This window comes from Methylosinus sp. LW3, from assembly GCF_000527115.1.
In the GTDB taxonomy this organism is placed as follows: Bacteria; Pseudomonadota; Alphaproteobacteria; order Rhizobiales; family Beijerinckiaceae; genus Methylosinus.
The window spans coordinates 2600951-2616513 of record NZ_AZUO01000001.1; the positions used below are offsets into that span (position 1 = coordinate 2600951).

The window sequence follows — 15563 nt, forward strand, 5'->3', positions numbered from 1 at the left end:
GACAAGGCCTCACGCGCCGCGCCGGCTCTTTATCGCGCAGCTGTGGCCCGTTCGCTACAGGGCATGGTTAACAAAATGCAGGCGCCTCGAGATCGGCTGTCTCAAAAGGAATTCGGATTTCGGGCGCGAATTCCGACCGATCGGAGGATTTTCGCTCGCGAGAGAGCGCTCAAGCGGCCGCGACGGCGGCGTCCGTGAAAATATCACCATATATATCGATGGTGCGCCGAAAGCCCTCGGCGATGCCGATGCGCGGACGCCATCCCAGCGTCTCCAGCCGCGTCGTGTCGGGGGCGGAACGCTGAACCACGCTCGGCAGATAGTCCGAGAGCGGAACGCTCAAGCGCAGCGACAGGCCGCGCTCCGGATAGAGACCCACCAAAGTCTCGGCGAGGCTGCGGACGGAAGTGACCGCCTCGCCATTGCCGACATTATAGGCATGGCCGGCCTCGCCATTCAGCAGCACCGCGAAGAAGGCGCGCGCGGCGTCGGCGAGATAGCAGAAGGCGCGCTCGGCCGATCCGTCGCTATTGAGGACGATGTCCCGCCCCGTCACAATGTCGCGCACGAAATCCGCGAAGACGCGGCCGTCGTCGAGCCGCATGCCCGGCCCATAAGTATGGAAGGGCCGCACGATGACGGCTTGCGTCCCATATTGCGCGCAATGGGCGACGCAGAGCGTCTCCCCCATGCGCTTCGACTCGGCGTAGCAGGCGCGCTGCGTCGCCGGATCGAGCCGGCCGAAGACCGTCTCCTCCACCGGCTGGGCCTGCGGCGGCAGCGCGCCATAGACCTCCGAGCTGGAGAAATAGAGGAAACGGGAGGCGTTCTTGCGCCGCGCCAGATCGAGCAGGCGCGAGGTCCCGATCACATTGGGCGCCGCCGTGCCGACCGGATCGACTCCATAATAGCGCGGGCTCGCCTGGCTGGCGGCGTGGACGATCATATCGACCGCGCCAGGCGGATCGAAGGGCTCGACCACATCGCCTTCGACGATCGTCAGAGCGCGATTGTCGAGATGCGCGCGAAAGCGGCGCTCGGCCTTTTCCCGCGAGCGGACCAGCGCCAGCACATTCGGGCTGATGTCGGGGCGGCTCTCGGCGAGGGCGAGCAGAGCGTCGACCATCATCGCCGGCAGAAAGCCATTGGCCCCAGTCACGAGAATGGTGCGCTCGGCGAGCTGCTCCCAGGGCAGATCGGCGGCGAGAATATCGGCGATATCCGCACCATAGAGCGGATGATTCAGCAGAAGCGCGCCATCGGGAGCCGCATTCATGCGCGCGCTCCGATCTTGCGGGCGCCGCGGCCGGCGATGAGCGCGCGCGCCTGCGCGGCGATGGCGGCGGGATCGAGCCCGGCGCGCCGGCGCAGCGTCTCCGTGTCGCCGACGAGGCTCGGAAACGCCTGCGGCGCGGTGAGATCGACGAAGGCCTCGCCCATCCCGCGCGCGAGAAGAGCCTCCATGACGCCGACCGACAGCGGATTGCCGCGATAGCCCTCGAAGACCGACACGACCGGCGCGCCGGTCAGCAGCGCGGCGAAAGCCTCCGTCGGGAACGGCTGGACGATCGGAACGCTGACGACAGCGGCCTCGACCCCCTCCCCCGCCAAAGCCTCCGCGGCGGCGAGACATTGCGTCACCGAGCCGCCGCTCGCCGCCAAGGTCACATCGCCGCCGTGACGGGCCGCGAAGGCCGCCGTCTGCGGCGAGAAGATCGGCGCGCCATAAGATGCGCCGCTCTCGCGGGCGATGCGGAAATAGGCGGGGCGCGGATCGTCGAGCAGCGCCGCGTAACAGCGATCGAGCTCGGCGGCATTGCCCGGATTGGCGACGACGAGATCGGGCAGCGCCGCCATGATCGTGGCGTCCTCGAGCGCGTGGTGAGACGGCCCCAGCGTCCCATAGGAGAAGCCGGCGCCGACGCCGATCAGCCGCACGGCGCGGCGCTGATAGCAGATGTCGTTGCGAATCTGCTCGAGGCAGCGCGCCGTCATGAAGGGCGCGATGGAATAGGCGAAAGGCCGGAAACCGCTGGCGGCCAGCGAGGCGGCGACCGAGACCATATTGGCCTCGGCGACGCCCATATTGACGAAGCGCTCGCCGAGCGCCTGCTCGAGCGGCTCAACAAAGGAGAAGCCGAGATCGCCGGTCAGAAACACGATTCTGGGATCGACGCTGGCGTCCGCCTCAATGAGCTCGATGATCCGCTTGCGCATCAGGCGAGCTCCAGATCCGCGGCGAGCGCCGGCTTGTAATGCGAGGCGACGGTGTTCTCTATACGAGCGACGCCCTTGCCCTTCACCGTATGGGCGAGGATGACGCGCGGACGCCCGCGCGAGGGCCGCTCGAGCGCCGCGACCAGCGCCGCCCAATCATGGCCGTCGAGCTCGATCGTCTCGAATCCGAAGCTGCGCCATTTGGCGCCGAAGGGCTCGAGGTCCATCACCTCGCGCGTCGGCGCCAGCGATTGAATGTGGTTGTAATCGACGATGGCAGTGAGCGAGGAGAGCTTGCGCGCGCCGGCGAAGAGCGCCGCCTCCCAGGTGGAGCCCTCGTCGCATTCGCCGTCGGAGAGAATGCAGAAGACGCGATGATCGCTTCCGCGCAGACGATGGCCGAGCGAAAAGCCCGTCGCCAGCGATAGGCCATGGCCGAGCGAGCCGCTGGTGGCGTCTATGGCGGGGACCGCCTCGGTGAGGCCGACATGTCCCCACAGCGCCGTGCCATTCTGCAGATAGGCGTCGAGCAGGCTCGGCGCGACGAGTCCATATTGCTCGAGCGCGGCGTAATAGGCCATGGCCGCATGGCCCTTGGAGAGAATGACGCGATCACGCTCCGTCGCGCGGGCGGTCGCCGGACGCAGATCGGAGACGGCGAGCACGGCGTCGAGGATTTCGACGACGCCGAGCGAGGAGCCGAGATGCGCGGAATTGGCGCTATAGGACATGGAAATGACGCGTCGCCGCGCTGCAGCGCAACGCGCGGCCGCCGCCGCGCCGTCCTGCGATAGGGGCGAATGTTTCCGGCCCCACGCCGAGCCTGCTCTCGCCATCGGTCATGTCCTCGCCATTTTCACGGCCACTATGCCTTTCGAAAGGTTAACGCTTGGCTTAAGGCCGGCGACTCTCGCTCGGGCTTGCGCGCCGACGCCGATATGCGACAATGGTAAAATCGTCCGAAGCGCAAACGATCGAGCGGAGACAACCGCGGAGTGCGTCGCACATGAAGATCGCCGATCATAAGGCCGGGCATTATCAGAGCTTTCTGGCTCCGGCCGAACAAAGGCTCGTGCGCGCGATCGTGATCGAGCTGCCGGAATCCGTGACGCCTCTGCAGCTGACCCGCATCGGATTGTTCGGCGCCTGCGTCGCCGCAGTGGCGCTCATCGGCTGCCGCTGGTCGGCGCTGTGGATGCCCTTGATTCCGCTCGGCGTCTTTCTCAACTGGTTCGGCGCGGCGCTGGACGGCCGGCTGGCGCTGCATCGCAAGACCGCCGATCCGCGGCTCGGCCTCGTCGAGCACACATTCGATCTCTTCTCGCAAATATTGCTGATCGTCGCCTTCGGCCTCTCGCCCTTCTTGTCGATCGAGTCGGCCTTCGTCGTCCTGATCTGCTATCTGCTCTTCTCGGCCTATACTTATATTCGCGCGATCGTCCGCCACGTTCAGCAAATGGCCTATATCGGCCTCGGCGCGACCGAATTCCGCCTGCTGATGGCGCTCTGGCCCTTCGCCGCCCACGCCATGGGAATAGACGAGACCAATGACGTCGGCGTGTCCCGGCTCGACGCAGCCATCATGATTTTGGCAGGCTTCGCCATTTGCGGGCTCGCGATCAAGGCGCTCTCCGACGCGCGCCGCGTCGCGATGGACGAGAGCGGCCGGGGCGTCTGAGCCCCGCCGCCCGCCGCGGCCATCTCCTCCAAAAAATCGGCTTTGGCTCGAAAGTCTTCGCGCGCCGGCGCGAACGTCGCTATGGACGCCTGCCGAGGAGAGAGGAAAATAGTTTCCGAGCATTTTCTGATTCGCGTCCCGTCGGCGTGCATGTTTTTCCCGCTGGCGAGACGATGCGGATAGAATTGTCTCGGCGGCCGAGACGGGAGAGACGGACCAAGATGAAACTCGATTCGAGAAGCTGGGCTTTGGTCGCGGGCTGCGCGCTCGTCGCGGCTGCAGGCGTGTTCGCTCTGAGCCAGGCCGGCTTTTTCTCGACGCCGGACCCCTCCTCGCTCTGGTCGTGGTCGCTCGACAATTGGGAGACGACGGCCGTCGGCGCCTCCGGTGAGCGCTTTCGCGTCGCCCATGAGCCGCTCGCCCTGGCGCGCAATCTGGCGCTGATCTCCGTCGCCTTCATCGGCGTCGTGCTGGGAACGCCGCGCGTGGTGGAGATCGTCACGCGCTCGGGGCGCGGCGGCGGCGCAGTCGCAGGAGGGGCGCCGGAGGATTTCGCCAAGACGCGGCGGCTGATCGACGGCGAGCTCGGCACGATTCTCACGCTGGTGCGCTCGCATCTCGACAGCAACAAGACCTATTCCGCGGCCCTTGTGAAAGGCCATAAGGAGCTCACCACGACGACGAGCCCGGATCAGATCCGCGCCGCAATCGTGCTGCTGATCGCCGAAAATCAGAAGATGCTGCGCGAGACCGAGGAGCATCAGCGCCGGCTGGAGGACTCGCAGCGGCAGATCACCGAATTGCGCGCCGAGCTGGCCGAGACGCAGGAGCTCAATGTCCGAGATTCGCTGACGCAAGTTTTCACGCGCCGCCATTTCGACGACACGCTGGCGCGCGAGGCGAAGATCGCGGCTTCGTCGGCGAGCTCCTTGAGCCTCATCATGGCCGATATCGATCATTTCAAGAAGATCAACGACGGTCACGGCCATCTCATCGGCGACGAGGTGCTGAAGAACTTCGCCAGGACGATGACCAAGCATGTCGAGGAGAAGGACACGGTCGCGCGCTATGGCGGCGAGGAATTCGCGATCATCATGCCCGCCGTCTCCTTCGCCGAGGCGAAAATGGCGGCCGAGCGCATTCGCACCGAATTCGAGAATAAGAAATGGGCGATCAAGGGCGGCGCGCCGATCGGCCGCATCACCGCCTCCTTCGGCGTCGCCCAGCTGGCCCCGCATGAGAACGCCGAGAGCCTGATCCAGCGCGCCGACGCCAAGCTCTATGTCTCCAAATCGCGCGGGCGCAATCTCGTCACTGTCGACGCCGATCTCTCGCCCCGTTGAATATTTCGACCAGACTGGTAGATTTATCCGGCGTGGCGCGCGAGGCGCTTTTTTCCACCGAAGGCGACGAGCATGGAGACGAGCCGTTCCGGCGCTCCGGCCGACAGCGCGGCGACGATCGCCGAGCTTTTCTATCTGAAGCCGACCGACACAAAGCCGGTCTCCTATACATTCGAGCCGCCGCCGGGCGCGGGCTGGCAGAGCGGCGAATATTTGCCGCAGCAGACCAAGATCGCCGATGCACGCCGCCACGCCGCGGACGCCGCCATCGATCGCGAAGGATTCCAGCTCCTCGAGGCGCCGACTCTGGTCGAGGATTTCTGGAGCGAGGCGCAATTGCGCGCGATCTATTATCCCGAGACCGAGGCGCTGCTGAAACGGGCGCTCGGCGCGCGCGACGTCCATATCTTCGACCATACGCTGCGCAGGCGCATGCGCCCCGGCCCAATGAGCTTTCGGCGCTCGGTCGACGGCTCGCCGCGTGAGCCCGTGGGCCGCGCCCATGTCGATCATACGCACCACTCCGCGCCCAAGCGCCTGCGCGAGATCATGGGGGATGCGGCCGAACGCTTCTCGCGCCCACGCTTCGCCATCATCAATGTGTGGCGGCCTTTGTTCGGCCCGGTGGAGGATGCGCCGCTCGCCGTCTGCGACGCGCGCAGCGTCGCGCCGGGCGATCTCGTCGCCTGCGATCTCGTCTTCCGCGACCGGCGCGGCGAGACCTACGCCCTCGCCTATTCGCCGCAGCAGCGCTGGTTCTATTATCCGCGCATGCGGCGCGGCGAGGTTCTGCTGCTCAAATGCTATGATTCCCGCGCCGATGTGGCGCGCTTTTCGCCTCACACGGCCTTCGACGATCCGGCGACGCCGCAGGGCGCCCGCCCGCGCGAGAGCATAGAGCTGCGCTGCTTCGTCGCTTTCGACGACTGACCCTCGCCGCGCATGCGGCCGAGCCTCGAGGACGAAAAATGAACGATATTCCCTATCGCGCCGCGCTCATCGTCGGCGCCGGCTCCGGCGTCGGCGCCTCGCTGGCGCAGCGCTTTTCCGCCGCCGGGCTGAAGGTGGGCGTCGTCGCCCGCGACGCGCAGCGGCTCGCTCCCATCGCGGCGGCGACCGGCGCCGAGGGCTTTTCCGCCGACGCCACCGATCCCGCTTCGGTCGAGGCGCTGTTCAAAGCGGCGGAGGGCAAGCTCGGCGAGATCGACGTCGTCGTCTACAATGCCGGCGCGCGCATCCGCGGATCGCTCGCCGAGCTCGATCCGGAGGCGGTGCGGCGCGCTTTCGACGTCAACGCTTTCGGCGGATTTCTCGTCGCGCGCGAGGCGGCCAAGCGCTTCGAGAAGCTCGGACGCGGCGCGCTCTTCTTCACCGGCGCGACCTCGAGCCTGAAGGCCTATGCGATCTCCGCCCCCTTCGCCATGGGCAAGTTCGCGCTGCGGGCGCTGGCGCAGAGCGCGGCGCGCGAATTGGGGCCGAAGGGCGTGCATGTCGCCCATGTCGTCATCGACGGCGTGATTCGCGACGCCGGCCGCGTCGATCCCGCCGACGCGACGCTCGAGCCCGCCGCCATCGCCGACGCCTATGTCGATCTCTTGCGCCAAAAGCGCAGCGCCTGGTCCTTCGAGGTCGAGCTTCGGCCCTGGTGCGAGAAATTTTGACAAAAGCTGAATCTGCAGCGCGACAAAATGTCGCAAAGTGGACCAAGGCGTGTTATCGTGAGCCGTCGACCCAGGGCGAGCGCCCGCTAGGCACGGCGCGCTCGTCCCCATAACGACGAATAAAACGGGGAAAGCGCTCATGAACACGATTACGGCTATCCTATCGATCGTCGCGACCTGCGCCGCCGTCACTGCCGCGATCACCGCTTTCGCGAATATGTGACCCGAGCAGTCGTTCGGAGGGCCTGCGAGCGTTCGTTTCTTGCGCAGCCCCGCCTCACTCAGGTCTCGCCGACGCAGATGCGCCGGCGAGGCGCACGGCCGTCGCGGATCACTGAAACGCATCATCCGTCGATGGAGGACGTCAGTGGCGGCTGCAGAAGCCGAGCGCCTCCCGACGCGCTTTCAGCGCATCCGGCATCCGCCATCGGCACGCCGGCACAGCAATCGCCCGCGCTTCGCGGTCGCGTAACCGCGACACGAGCAATTCCGCAAAAGTCAGTCGCGCCCGGCTCTCCATATCGGGAAAGCGATTATCGTCGAGACCGCCGTCGTCTCCGAGAAGAATATTCAGCTGCGCTTCGGCCGCTCCGGCGGCGCCGAGATCGATCAGCAGCGTGGCATAAGCAAAGCGCGCCCTCGGGTCATGCCGGAACTGCGCATATCCCGCCAGAAGCAGCACGGCCGCCAACGCGCCTGTGACCTTCGCCGGATGTTGTCGCACCGATCCGAAGGCCCGGCGCGACCAATTGGCCGCTTCGTCCCGAACAATGTCGGACCAGCTGCGAAAATCGCGCGCCTTTCCGTAGACGAGCGCCCCCTCCATCGCCGCGATCTTTCGCGTGACGGCGCCCTTCGGGTCCGCGATGGTCACGATCTTGAATCCGTCTTCCGGCATCGCATTCAAGATCGCGTTCAGCTGATCCTGCGTCGGCCGGAGCGACCGAGCGCAAGCGACGACGGCGACATAATTCGCAAGCCCGGGCGAAAGCTTCAGCCTCCGTCCGACGAGCCAGACGCTGGCGACGGGAAGATCGGCGAGCGTCGCTCGCAGACGCTCGAGCTCGGCGGCGCCGAGACCATGATCGATGAAATCATCGGTCGGCAGGACATTGGAACGCTCGGCTTCCGCCGCGCTCCGACGCTGGTCGGCCTCCTGCACCGTCTCGACATAGCGGAGGCCCGGCTCGATGTCGCGACGATCGAGGAAATAGGAGGCGAGAATGCGCGCCCCCGGCTCTCGCGCGTCGGGCGACAGCTCCATCGCACGTTCTATGTCCAGAACGCCGTCGTGGTCGCCATCGGCGAGACGCAGCCTTCCGCGCATGAACAACGACGGAGCATGATCCGGCTGGCGCGACAGAGCCGCCTCGACCAAAGGCCGCGCCTGTTCCCGCCCCTCGGCCTCCTCGATCAGCGCCGCATAGTCGAGCAATCCGCTCTCATCGAGCGCATCGACGCTGCCGCTATATTCGGAAACACGCTCCGCGAGCCTCTGATGACGCTCGCGCGCCTGCGACCATTGCTCCCTTATCGCGCTCGACCATTTCGAATTGGCCTCGGCGACGAGACGCTCGCGCAGCTCTCCGAGCAGGACCTCGCCTGCGGAGCGCTGAAGAAGCGCGGGCGGCCGCGGCGTCTCGCCGAGCGCTTGCAGCCGATCGGCGACGCAAGGATGAGTATCCGCCAGCGACGTCCGACGCGCGAGGACGCGCCGCATCGACGCCTCGATCTCGGCGGGCGAGATGCGCCGCAGCGCCAGCAGAGAGCGCGTGAAAGGATCGCTCGGCGGCTCGCTATCGGCCCTGGCCTCCCGGAACAAGGCGGGCCAAAATTCGTTCTGGAGATGGTCGTGGAACACGTCCGAAGCCAAAAGCGCATGCGCGCCCACGGCCGCTCCGACGACCGCCGCGCCGGCGCGGTCCGCGTCATATTCATTGGCGCGCGCCAGCACGAAACTATAGGCGTTGAAATAGGGCGCATACCAATTCAGAAAACGCGTGAAGACGCCGCTCATGAAATTGCCGCCGCCGGACAGCGCCTCGAGAATGCGCGGCCACGCTTGGCGAATGCGATAGATCCAATTTCGAAAACGCGTCTGCTTGCCAGAGAGATGACCGAGCTCGTGGCCCAGAACGAAATCGAGTTCTTCGGGGGTCACGGCTTCGAGGAACGGCAGGCCGATCACCAGATGATTGCGCGGGCGACCGAACACGCCGAAGCTCGGAACCTGCATCACCCCGACATTGAAACTGCCGACATCGACGACGACACGATGAATGGGCGACGCCATCAGCTTCGCGCGCGCTTCGTCTATTCGCGAGAAAAACCGCGGCGCGGATTCGCGCGTGATCTCGAAGCCCTGTGGCGGCTCGATCCGAACCAGCAGCGAGCGGCACAGCAGCCAGGCGATCACGGTCGGAAACAAGGCGAATTTGATTACCGGAAGGTGATTATGCGCGAAGGCGTCGTAGAACAGCAACAGGCCCGCGCCCGCCGAAAGCAGCAGGATCGAGGCGATGAAGGCGAAGCCGAGCGTCGCCAGCAGGAAGACGCGGATGCGATAGGCGCGCGGGTTGCGCTCGGCCAATCGCTCGCAAGCGAAGACGAGCTTCTCGAATTTGAGCAAATCATGCATGAAAAAACGCTTCGGAAAAATGGGTTGCCGCATGGGCGCGCGCGCCGGAATGGCCTCCGACATCGTCGCCCCGGCGCCGAGACTAGCCGAGCCTCGGCGATTTGCAACCTCGCTCTCCAGAGTGTTTTCGAACGAAGTGGAGAAGAGGTTCGCGTGAAGAGAACATGACTCTAGGGAATTTCTTCCACATCCACGAGCCAAGCCGCGGCGCTCGAATCGCTCGGCGCACGCCAGTCGCCGCGCGGCGATAGAGAGCCGCCGGAGCTGACCTTCGGCCCATTGGGCAGAGCCGAGCGCTTGAACTGGCTCGTCGCGAAGAAGCGCCGCGCGAAGACGCCGAGCCAATGCTTGATCTCCTCGACATCATAGGCGCGGCGTTCGTTAGCCGGAACATCGACGGGCCAGCGCCCGGCCGCGGCGTCGCTCCAGGCGTGAAAGGCGAGAAACGCCGTCTTCGACGGCGAGAAGCCGTAGCGCGTCGTGTAGAAGAGATTGAAGTCCTGCAGCGCATAAGGACCGACGACATCCTCCGTGCGCTGCACGCTCGCGCCCGGCACCAGCTCCGGCGAAATCTCCGTGCCGAGAATATCGCGCAGCACGGCGACCGTCTCGCCGCCGAAATGGGCGTCGCGCGCGCACCAGCGGATGAGGTGCTGGATCAGCGTCTTCGGCACCGAGGCGTTCACATTGTAATGCGACATTTGATCGCCGACGCCATAGGTGCACCAGCCGAGCGCGATCTCCGAGAGATCGCCGGTGCCGAGCACCAGCGCGTCATGTCGATTGGCGAGGCGGAACAGGAGAGAGGTGCGCGCGCCGGCCTGCACATTCTCGTAGGTCGTGTCATAGACGGGCTCGCCGTGGGCGGCGGGATGGCCGATGTCCTCGAGCATTTGCCGGCAGGCGGCCGTCACATCGATCTCCTGCGCGGAGACGCCGAGCGCGCGCATCAGCCGCCAGGCGTTGGCCTTGGTGCGATCGGTGGTGGCGAAGGCCGGCAGCGTATAGGCGAGAATATTCTCGCGCGGCAGGCCCAGCGCGTCGAAGGCGGTGACGGCGACCAGCAGCGCGTGAGTGGAATCGAGCCCGCCCGAGACGCCGATGACGAGGCGCTGAAAATTCGCCGCCGCGAGCCGCTGGCGCAGGCCGTGCGACTGAATATTGAAGGCCTCGAAGCACAATTCTGCGAGGCGCGCCTCGTCATCCGGCACGAAGGGAAAGCGCGCCACCTCGCGCAGCAGGCCGAGATTCTTGTCGCGCGGCGCGTGCAGCTCGAAGGCGATGCGGCGAAAGCTGGTCGCGCCCGCCTCTATGTCCGCGCAATCGCCGAAAGTGACCTGGCGCATGCGCTCGGCGGCGAGCGTCCCTAAGTCGATGTCGGCGAGAATCAGCTGCGGCTCATCGGCGAAACGCTTCGCTTTGGCGAGCAGCGCGCCATTCTCATAGATCATCGCCTCGCCGTCCCAAGCGAGATCGGTGGTCGACTCGCCCTGCCCCGCGGCCGAATAGAGATAGGCGGAAAGGCAGCGCGCCGAATGGGCAGAGCAGAGCGTCGCGCGATAATCGGATTTGCCGACGATCGCATTGCTGGCCGAGAGATTGAGCAGCACGGTCGCGCCGGCGAGCGCCGCCCGCGTCGAGGGCGGGATCGGAACCCAAACGTCCTCGCAAATTTCCGTATGGATCACGAGGCCGGGAAAATCGCTCGCCTCCAGCAGCACGTCGGAGCCGAAAGGCGCAGTCTGGCCGGCGATCTCCATGTCCTCGCCGGCGATAAAGGCGCCGGAAGCGAAATGGCGCTTCTCGTAGAACTCGCGATAATTGGGCAGATAGATTTTCGGCGTGACGGCGAGGATCTCGCCGCGCCGCAGGATCACCGCGCAATTATAGAGACGCCCGCGCCAGCGCAGCGGCGCGCCCACCGCGATCAGCGGCTGCAATGCCCGGCTCGCCTCCAGCAATCGCCCGATCGCCGCTTCCACGGCGTCCAGCAGCGCCGTCTGATGCAGGAGGTCGTCGATGGCGTAGGAGCTGAGCCCGAGCTCGGGGAAAAGAACCAGCGACGCGCCTTTCGCGTCCGCCTCGCGGGCCATGTCGATCGTGCGCGCGACATTGAAAGCGGGATCGGCGACGCGCGTGCGCGGGCCAGCCACGGCGACGCGAACGAAGCCATGCGAATGGAGCGAGAAGAAAGGATGCGTCATGCGCGCGATTATAGGGCCGCGGCGGCCATGACGTGAAGGCGCGGCGGCGCGCCTAATTCACTGAGATTAGTTTCGGTGAGATTATTTCGACCATGCGTCCAGCGCATCGGCGAAGACGCGCTCGCCGCCGGGGCCTTTCTCGAGCGAGATCGTCGCCGCACGGCCGTCCTCGAGCTGGAACGGCAGATCGAGCACCATGGGGGAGCGCAGCAGCACGACATTGCGCGCCTCGCGATTGCCGCGCAGCAGGCCGATGAGAAAGGCGTTGTCGGTGATCGGCACGGGAACGCCGGCGACCTGCTCGCCCGACTGCGCCTCCGGCCGGCGCATCTGAATCGGCCCGATCGCCTTTATGCGCTTCAGCTCATTGCCCGGTCCGAGATTGAAAGACAGATTCACCGTATGCGAGGCCGAGAGCGTCGGATCGAGATTCTTCTGAATGACGATCGTCGTCTTCAGCTTGGCGGTCGGGAAATCGATCTCGCCGCGGATCGCCGGCGAGACCGGCTGGCCCGGTCCGGCCGGCATGCTGTCCAGCCGCCAGACGACGGTGCCGGGGAATGTCTTGACCTTGGCGGCCTCCTCCGGCGCGGCGACCCAGAGCTCGGCCTTTTGCGCGACGGCGACCGGCTGGCTCCGCTGCTCCGAGGGCGCGCGCGACGGCGGCGGCGACGCGTCGCTCTCGCCGCCGATGCGATCGGCCAGCTTGCCGCCCTCGCCGCTCTCCACGGCGGAAGGCTCCGGCTGCAGCTTGGCGAGATCCTCCGGCCGCTCGCGGAATTGAAGCGCCAGAACGGCGACCAGCGCCACCACAGCGGCGAGCACGCCGCCGATGACGATGACGCGGCGCGAGACGCTGGTGGGCTCCGGCAGAGGCGGCAGCGGCGCGGGAGGCCGCTGCGGCTGCGTCGGCGCGTCCTCCAGCGGGGCGGGCTTTTCGGCCGGCGGCGCTTTCTCGGCGAGAGGCGCTTTGTCGACAGGGACAGGCTTTTCCGGCTTCGGCTCGGCGAAGGGCTCCGCCGCGACGGGCTCCGCGCTTTTGAGCGGCTCTTTCGTCTCCGGCTCGGGAGCGCGCTTCTCCTTGGGCGCCGGCGCGGCGACGGGCTCTCGCCCGGTCTGCTCGCGGACGACCTCGAGCTCGAGGCGCGCGATGGCCTCGTCCAAAGCGCGGCCTTCGGCCTCTATATCCTCCTCGGCGACGGGAGGCTGAATGCTGCGAAGCTGGTTGAACAGCGCCTTGCGGGCTCGTTCATAGACCGCTTGCCGCGATTCCGGCGCGGATTGCGGCAGAGCGGCGACCGCGCGGGCGAGCAGCGAATAATAGTCGGCCATGGGGCTTCTAAGACCACCTCGGGCGATTCTCGTCAATCCTCGAAAGGATTACGCACGAGAATCGTGTCATCGCGCTCGGGGCTTGTGGAGAGGAGCGCGACCGGAGCGCCGATCAATTCCTCGATGCGGCGCACATATTTGATGGCCTGCGCCGGGAGATCGGCCCAGGAGCGGGCGCCGCCCGTCGTTCCCTGCCATCCCTCGATCGTCTCATAGACGGGAACCACCCGCGCCTGCGCCGATTGCGAGGCCGGCAGGCGATCGATGCGGACGCCGTCCAAGAGATAATGGGTACACACTTCGATCGTCTCGAGACCGTCGAGAATATCGAGCTTGGTCAAAGCGATCCCGTCGATGCCGGAGGTCTTCACGGCCTGGCGCGTCAGCACGGCGTCGAACCAGCCGCAGCGCCGCCGGCGCCCGGTGTTGGTGCCGAACTCATGGCCGCGGTCGCCGATCAGCGTGCCGATCTCGTCGTGCAGCTCAGTGGGGAAAGGCCCGCCGCCGACGCGCGTCGTATAGGCTTTGGCGATGCCGAGCACATAGCCGATCGCCCCCGGTCCGAGGCCGGAGCCGCTGGCCGCCGAGGCGGAGACCGTGTTGGAGGAGGTCACATAAGGATAAGTGCCGTGGTCGACATCGAGCAGCACGCCCTGCGCGCCCTCGAACAAAATGCGCTTTCCGGCGCGGCGGAGATCCTCGAGCAGCTCCCACACCGCATCCATGTAAGGCAGCACCTGCGGCGCGACGGAGAGCAGCTCGTCGCGCACGCTCGCCGGCTCGATCTCCGGCAGACCGAGACCGCGGCGCAACGGATTGTGATGGGCGAGCAGGCGGGTGATCTTTTCGTCCAGCGTATCCGGCTCGGCGAGATCCATCAGGCGGACCGAGCGGCGGCCGACCTTGTCCTCATAGGCGGGGCCGATGCCGCGCTTGGTGGTGCCGATCTTCACGCCATTGCCGGACGCCTCCTCGCGATAGGCGTCGAGCTCGCGATGCAGCGAGAGGATGAGCGGGGCGTTCTCGGCGATCTTGAAATTCTCGGGGCCGATCTCGACGCCCTGCTCGCGCAGACGCTCGATCTCGCCGACGAGAAAATGCGGATCGACGACGACGCCATTGCCGATGACCGAGAGCTTGCCCGGCCGCACTATGCCGGATGGCAGCAGCGCGAGCTTATAGGTCACGCCATTGATGACGAGCGTATGGCCCGCATTGTGGCCGCCCTGGAAGCGCACCACCACATCTGCCTCGAGCGAGAGCCAATCGACGATCTTGCCCTTGCCTTCGTCGCCCCATTGGGCGCCGACCACGACTACATTCGCCATGGCGCTTCAGTCTGCTTTCTCGCGTGAGCCCAAGAAAAAACCCCGGCGGGTAACGCCGGGGCTCGTTACGGCAATCGTTTAGCGCAAATCGCGGAAAGGGTCAAAGGCGGCTCGCGCGTGGGGCCGGCCGGACGCAGAAAGCCTGAGCGCGAACGCCGGATCAGAAGCGGCCGCTCTCGCGCCCCGGCGGCTGTGGCTCTTCCCCTTTGATCGCCGTGCGAGTCATCAATCTCCCACTCTCTGGATCATAGGGGGTCACGCGATGCATAACGCCGGTATTGTCCCAGATCAGCAAATCGCCGACCTGCCACTGGTGCCGATAGACATAGCGAGGCCGCGTCGCCCATTCCATCAGCTCGCGCAGCAGCATGCGGCCTTCATCCGTGTCGGCGCCGTCCACATGCGAGGCGGTGCAGCCGAGCATGAGCGATTTGCGGCCCGATTTTTTGGTCCAGACCAGCGGATGGACCTTCGGCGCATGACTGCGCCAACGACGCAGCTCCTCATAGGAGGGCGTGGGATTGACCAGCCATTGCGCCGTCTCGACATTGTGGACCACATAAAGATCGCCGACAGATTTCTTCACCGAGTCCGGCATTTCCTCCCAGGCGACGCAGCTGTTGCAGAATTCCGTCTGCCCTCCCGTCGTGGACAGCCGCTTCGCATTGAGGACAGAGGCGGCGGTCGGCGCATCGTCGGTGGCGCCGTCTATATGCCAATGGAAGGAGCCCTTCAGATATTCGGCCGCGGCCGGGTTCGCCGCCTGGTCGAGCGTTATCCGCAACAGGCCGTCATCGCCCTGCGGCAAGAGCTCGCCGATCGTTCGGGTGAAGGCGCGCTGCTGCGCGTCGTCGAGATGGAGCCCCCGAAAGACGAGGATGCCGCGTCGCTCCAAAAGATCGCGAATCTCTGCCGCATGACGTCCGCTCATCAGAGCCGCGACATCGATCGCGACCTCGGAGCCGATATGCGGCGTAAGATCCAAAACCTCCAATTTCGCTTCGGCCGAGGGCGACCTCATGGGATGATTCTCCTGGCGGCTGCGAGCCAGAGGGTCGGATCGGCGAGCCTGCCCGGCTCGAGATAGGGCGCGGAGGCGAGCCGGCATCGGCCCCCTCCTCGTCCGAGGCGGGCGCTCGCCCTTCGCCTCACTGCGGCAGGA

Annotated in this window: 12 protein-coding genes; 4 read left to right on the plus strand and 8 right to left on the minus strand. The window is 66.1% G+C overall.

The features are described from left to right. Window positions 1-169 precede the first annotated feature (169 nt). Genes METLW3_RS0113095 through METLW3_RS0113105 form a run of 3 tightly spaced genes read right to left on the minus strand, consistent with a single transcriptional unit; the run spans window position 170 to window position 3053 of the window. Window positions 170-1276, minus strand: coding sequence for an NAD-dependent epimerase/dehydratase family protein (locus METLW3_RS0113095; RefSeq protein WP_051465424.1), 1107 nt, complete (start codon window positions 1274-1276; stop codon window positions 170-172). Next, window positions 1273-2217 carry a transketolase C-terminal domain-containing protein gene (locus tag METLW3_RS25555; protein ID WP_024880351.1) on the minus strand — a complete coding sequence of 315 codons (945 nt, stop codon included), beginning with the start codon at window positions 2215-2217 and terminating at the stop codon, window positions 1273-1275. The genes METLW3_RS0113095 and METLW3_RS25555 overlap by 4 nt, the downstream gene beginning before the upstream one ends. After that, window positions 2217-3053, minus strand: coding sequence for a transketolase (locus tag METLW3_RS0113105; protein ID WP_084484834.1), 837 nt, complete (start codon window positions 3051-3053; stop codon window positions 2217-2219). Before METLW3_RS0113105 ends, METLW3_RS25555 begins: the two co-directional genes overlap by 1 nt. A gap of 170 nt (window positions 3054-3223) precedes the next feature. On the opposite strand from METLW3_RS0113105, the gene METLW3_RS0113115 reads away from it, so the two are divergent. From METLW3_RS0113115 to METLW3_RS0113130, 4 genes are all read left to right on the plus strand, one after another. Further along, on the plus strand, window positions 3224-3895 hold the full coding sequence (locus tag METLW3_RS0113115) for a CDP-alcohol phosphatidyltransferase (RefSeq protein ID WP_024880353.1): 672 nt from the start codon (window positions 3224-3226) through the stop codon (window positions 3893-3895). 221 nt (window positions 3896-4116) lie between these two features. After that, window positions 4117-5238, plus strand: coding sequence for a GGDEF domain-containing protein (locus METLW3_RS0113120; RefSeq protein WP_024880354.1), 1122 nt, complete (start codon window positions 4117-4119; stop codon window positions 5236-5238). 72 nt (window positions 5239-5310) lie between these two features. Then, on the plus strand, window positions 5311-6168 hold the full coding sequence (locus tag METLW3_RS0113125; protein WP_024880355.1) for a CmcJ/NvfI family oxidoreductase: 858 nt from the start codon (window positions 5311-5313) through the stop codon (window positions 6166-6168). Window positions 6169-6206: 38 nt separating this feature from the next. After that, window positions 6207-6899, plus strand: coding sequence for an SDR family NAD(P)-dependent oxidoreductase (locus METLW3_RS0113130; protein ID WP_024880356.1), 693 nt, complete (start codon window positions 6207-6209; stop codon window positions 6897-6899). A 364-nt stretch (window positions 6900-7263) separates the two neighbouring features. On the opposite strand, the gene METLW3_RS0113140 is transcribed toward METLW3_RS0113130, so the two are convergent. From METLW3_RS0113140 to METLW3_RS0113160, 5 genes are all read right to left on the minus strand, one after another. Next, a complete protein-coding gene (locus METLW3_RS0113140) occupies window positions 7264-9537 on the minus strand; it encodes a M48 family metallopeptidase (protein ID WP_198022769.1) in 2274 nt (757 codons plus the stop codon). 170 nt (window positions 9538-9707) lie between these two features. After that, complete coding sequence (locus METLW3_RS0113145; protein WP_024880358.1) at window positions 9708-11741, minus strand: NAD(+) synthase; 2034 nt, start codon at window positions 11739-11741, stop codon at window positions 9708-9710. Between the two features lie 81 nt (window positions 11742-11822). Continuing rightward, on the minus strand, window positions 11823-13073 hold the full coding sequence (locus METLW3_RS0113150) for a hypothetical protein (protein WP_024880359.1): 1251 nt from the start codon (window positions 13071-13073) through the stop codon (window positions 11823-11825). A gap of 32 nt (window positions 13074-13105) precedes the next feature. After that, complete coding sequence (locus METLW3_RS0113155; RefSeq protein ID WP_024880360.1) at window positions 13106-14401, minus strand: adenylosuccinate synthase; 1296 nt, start codon at window positions 14399-14401, stop codon at window positions 13106-13108. 160 nt (window positions 14402-14561) lie between these two features. Beyond that, entirely contained in the window at window positions 14562-15422 is an 861-nt protein-coding gene (locus METLW3_RS0113160; protein WP_024880361.1) for a TauD/TfdA family dioxygenase, read from the minus strand. Between the last annotated feature and the right edge of the window lie 141 nt (window positions 15423-15563).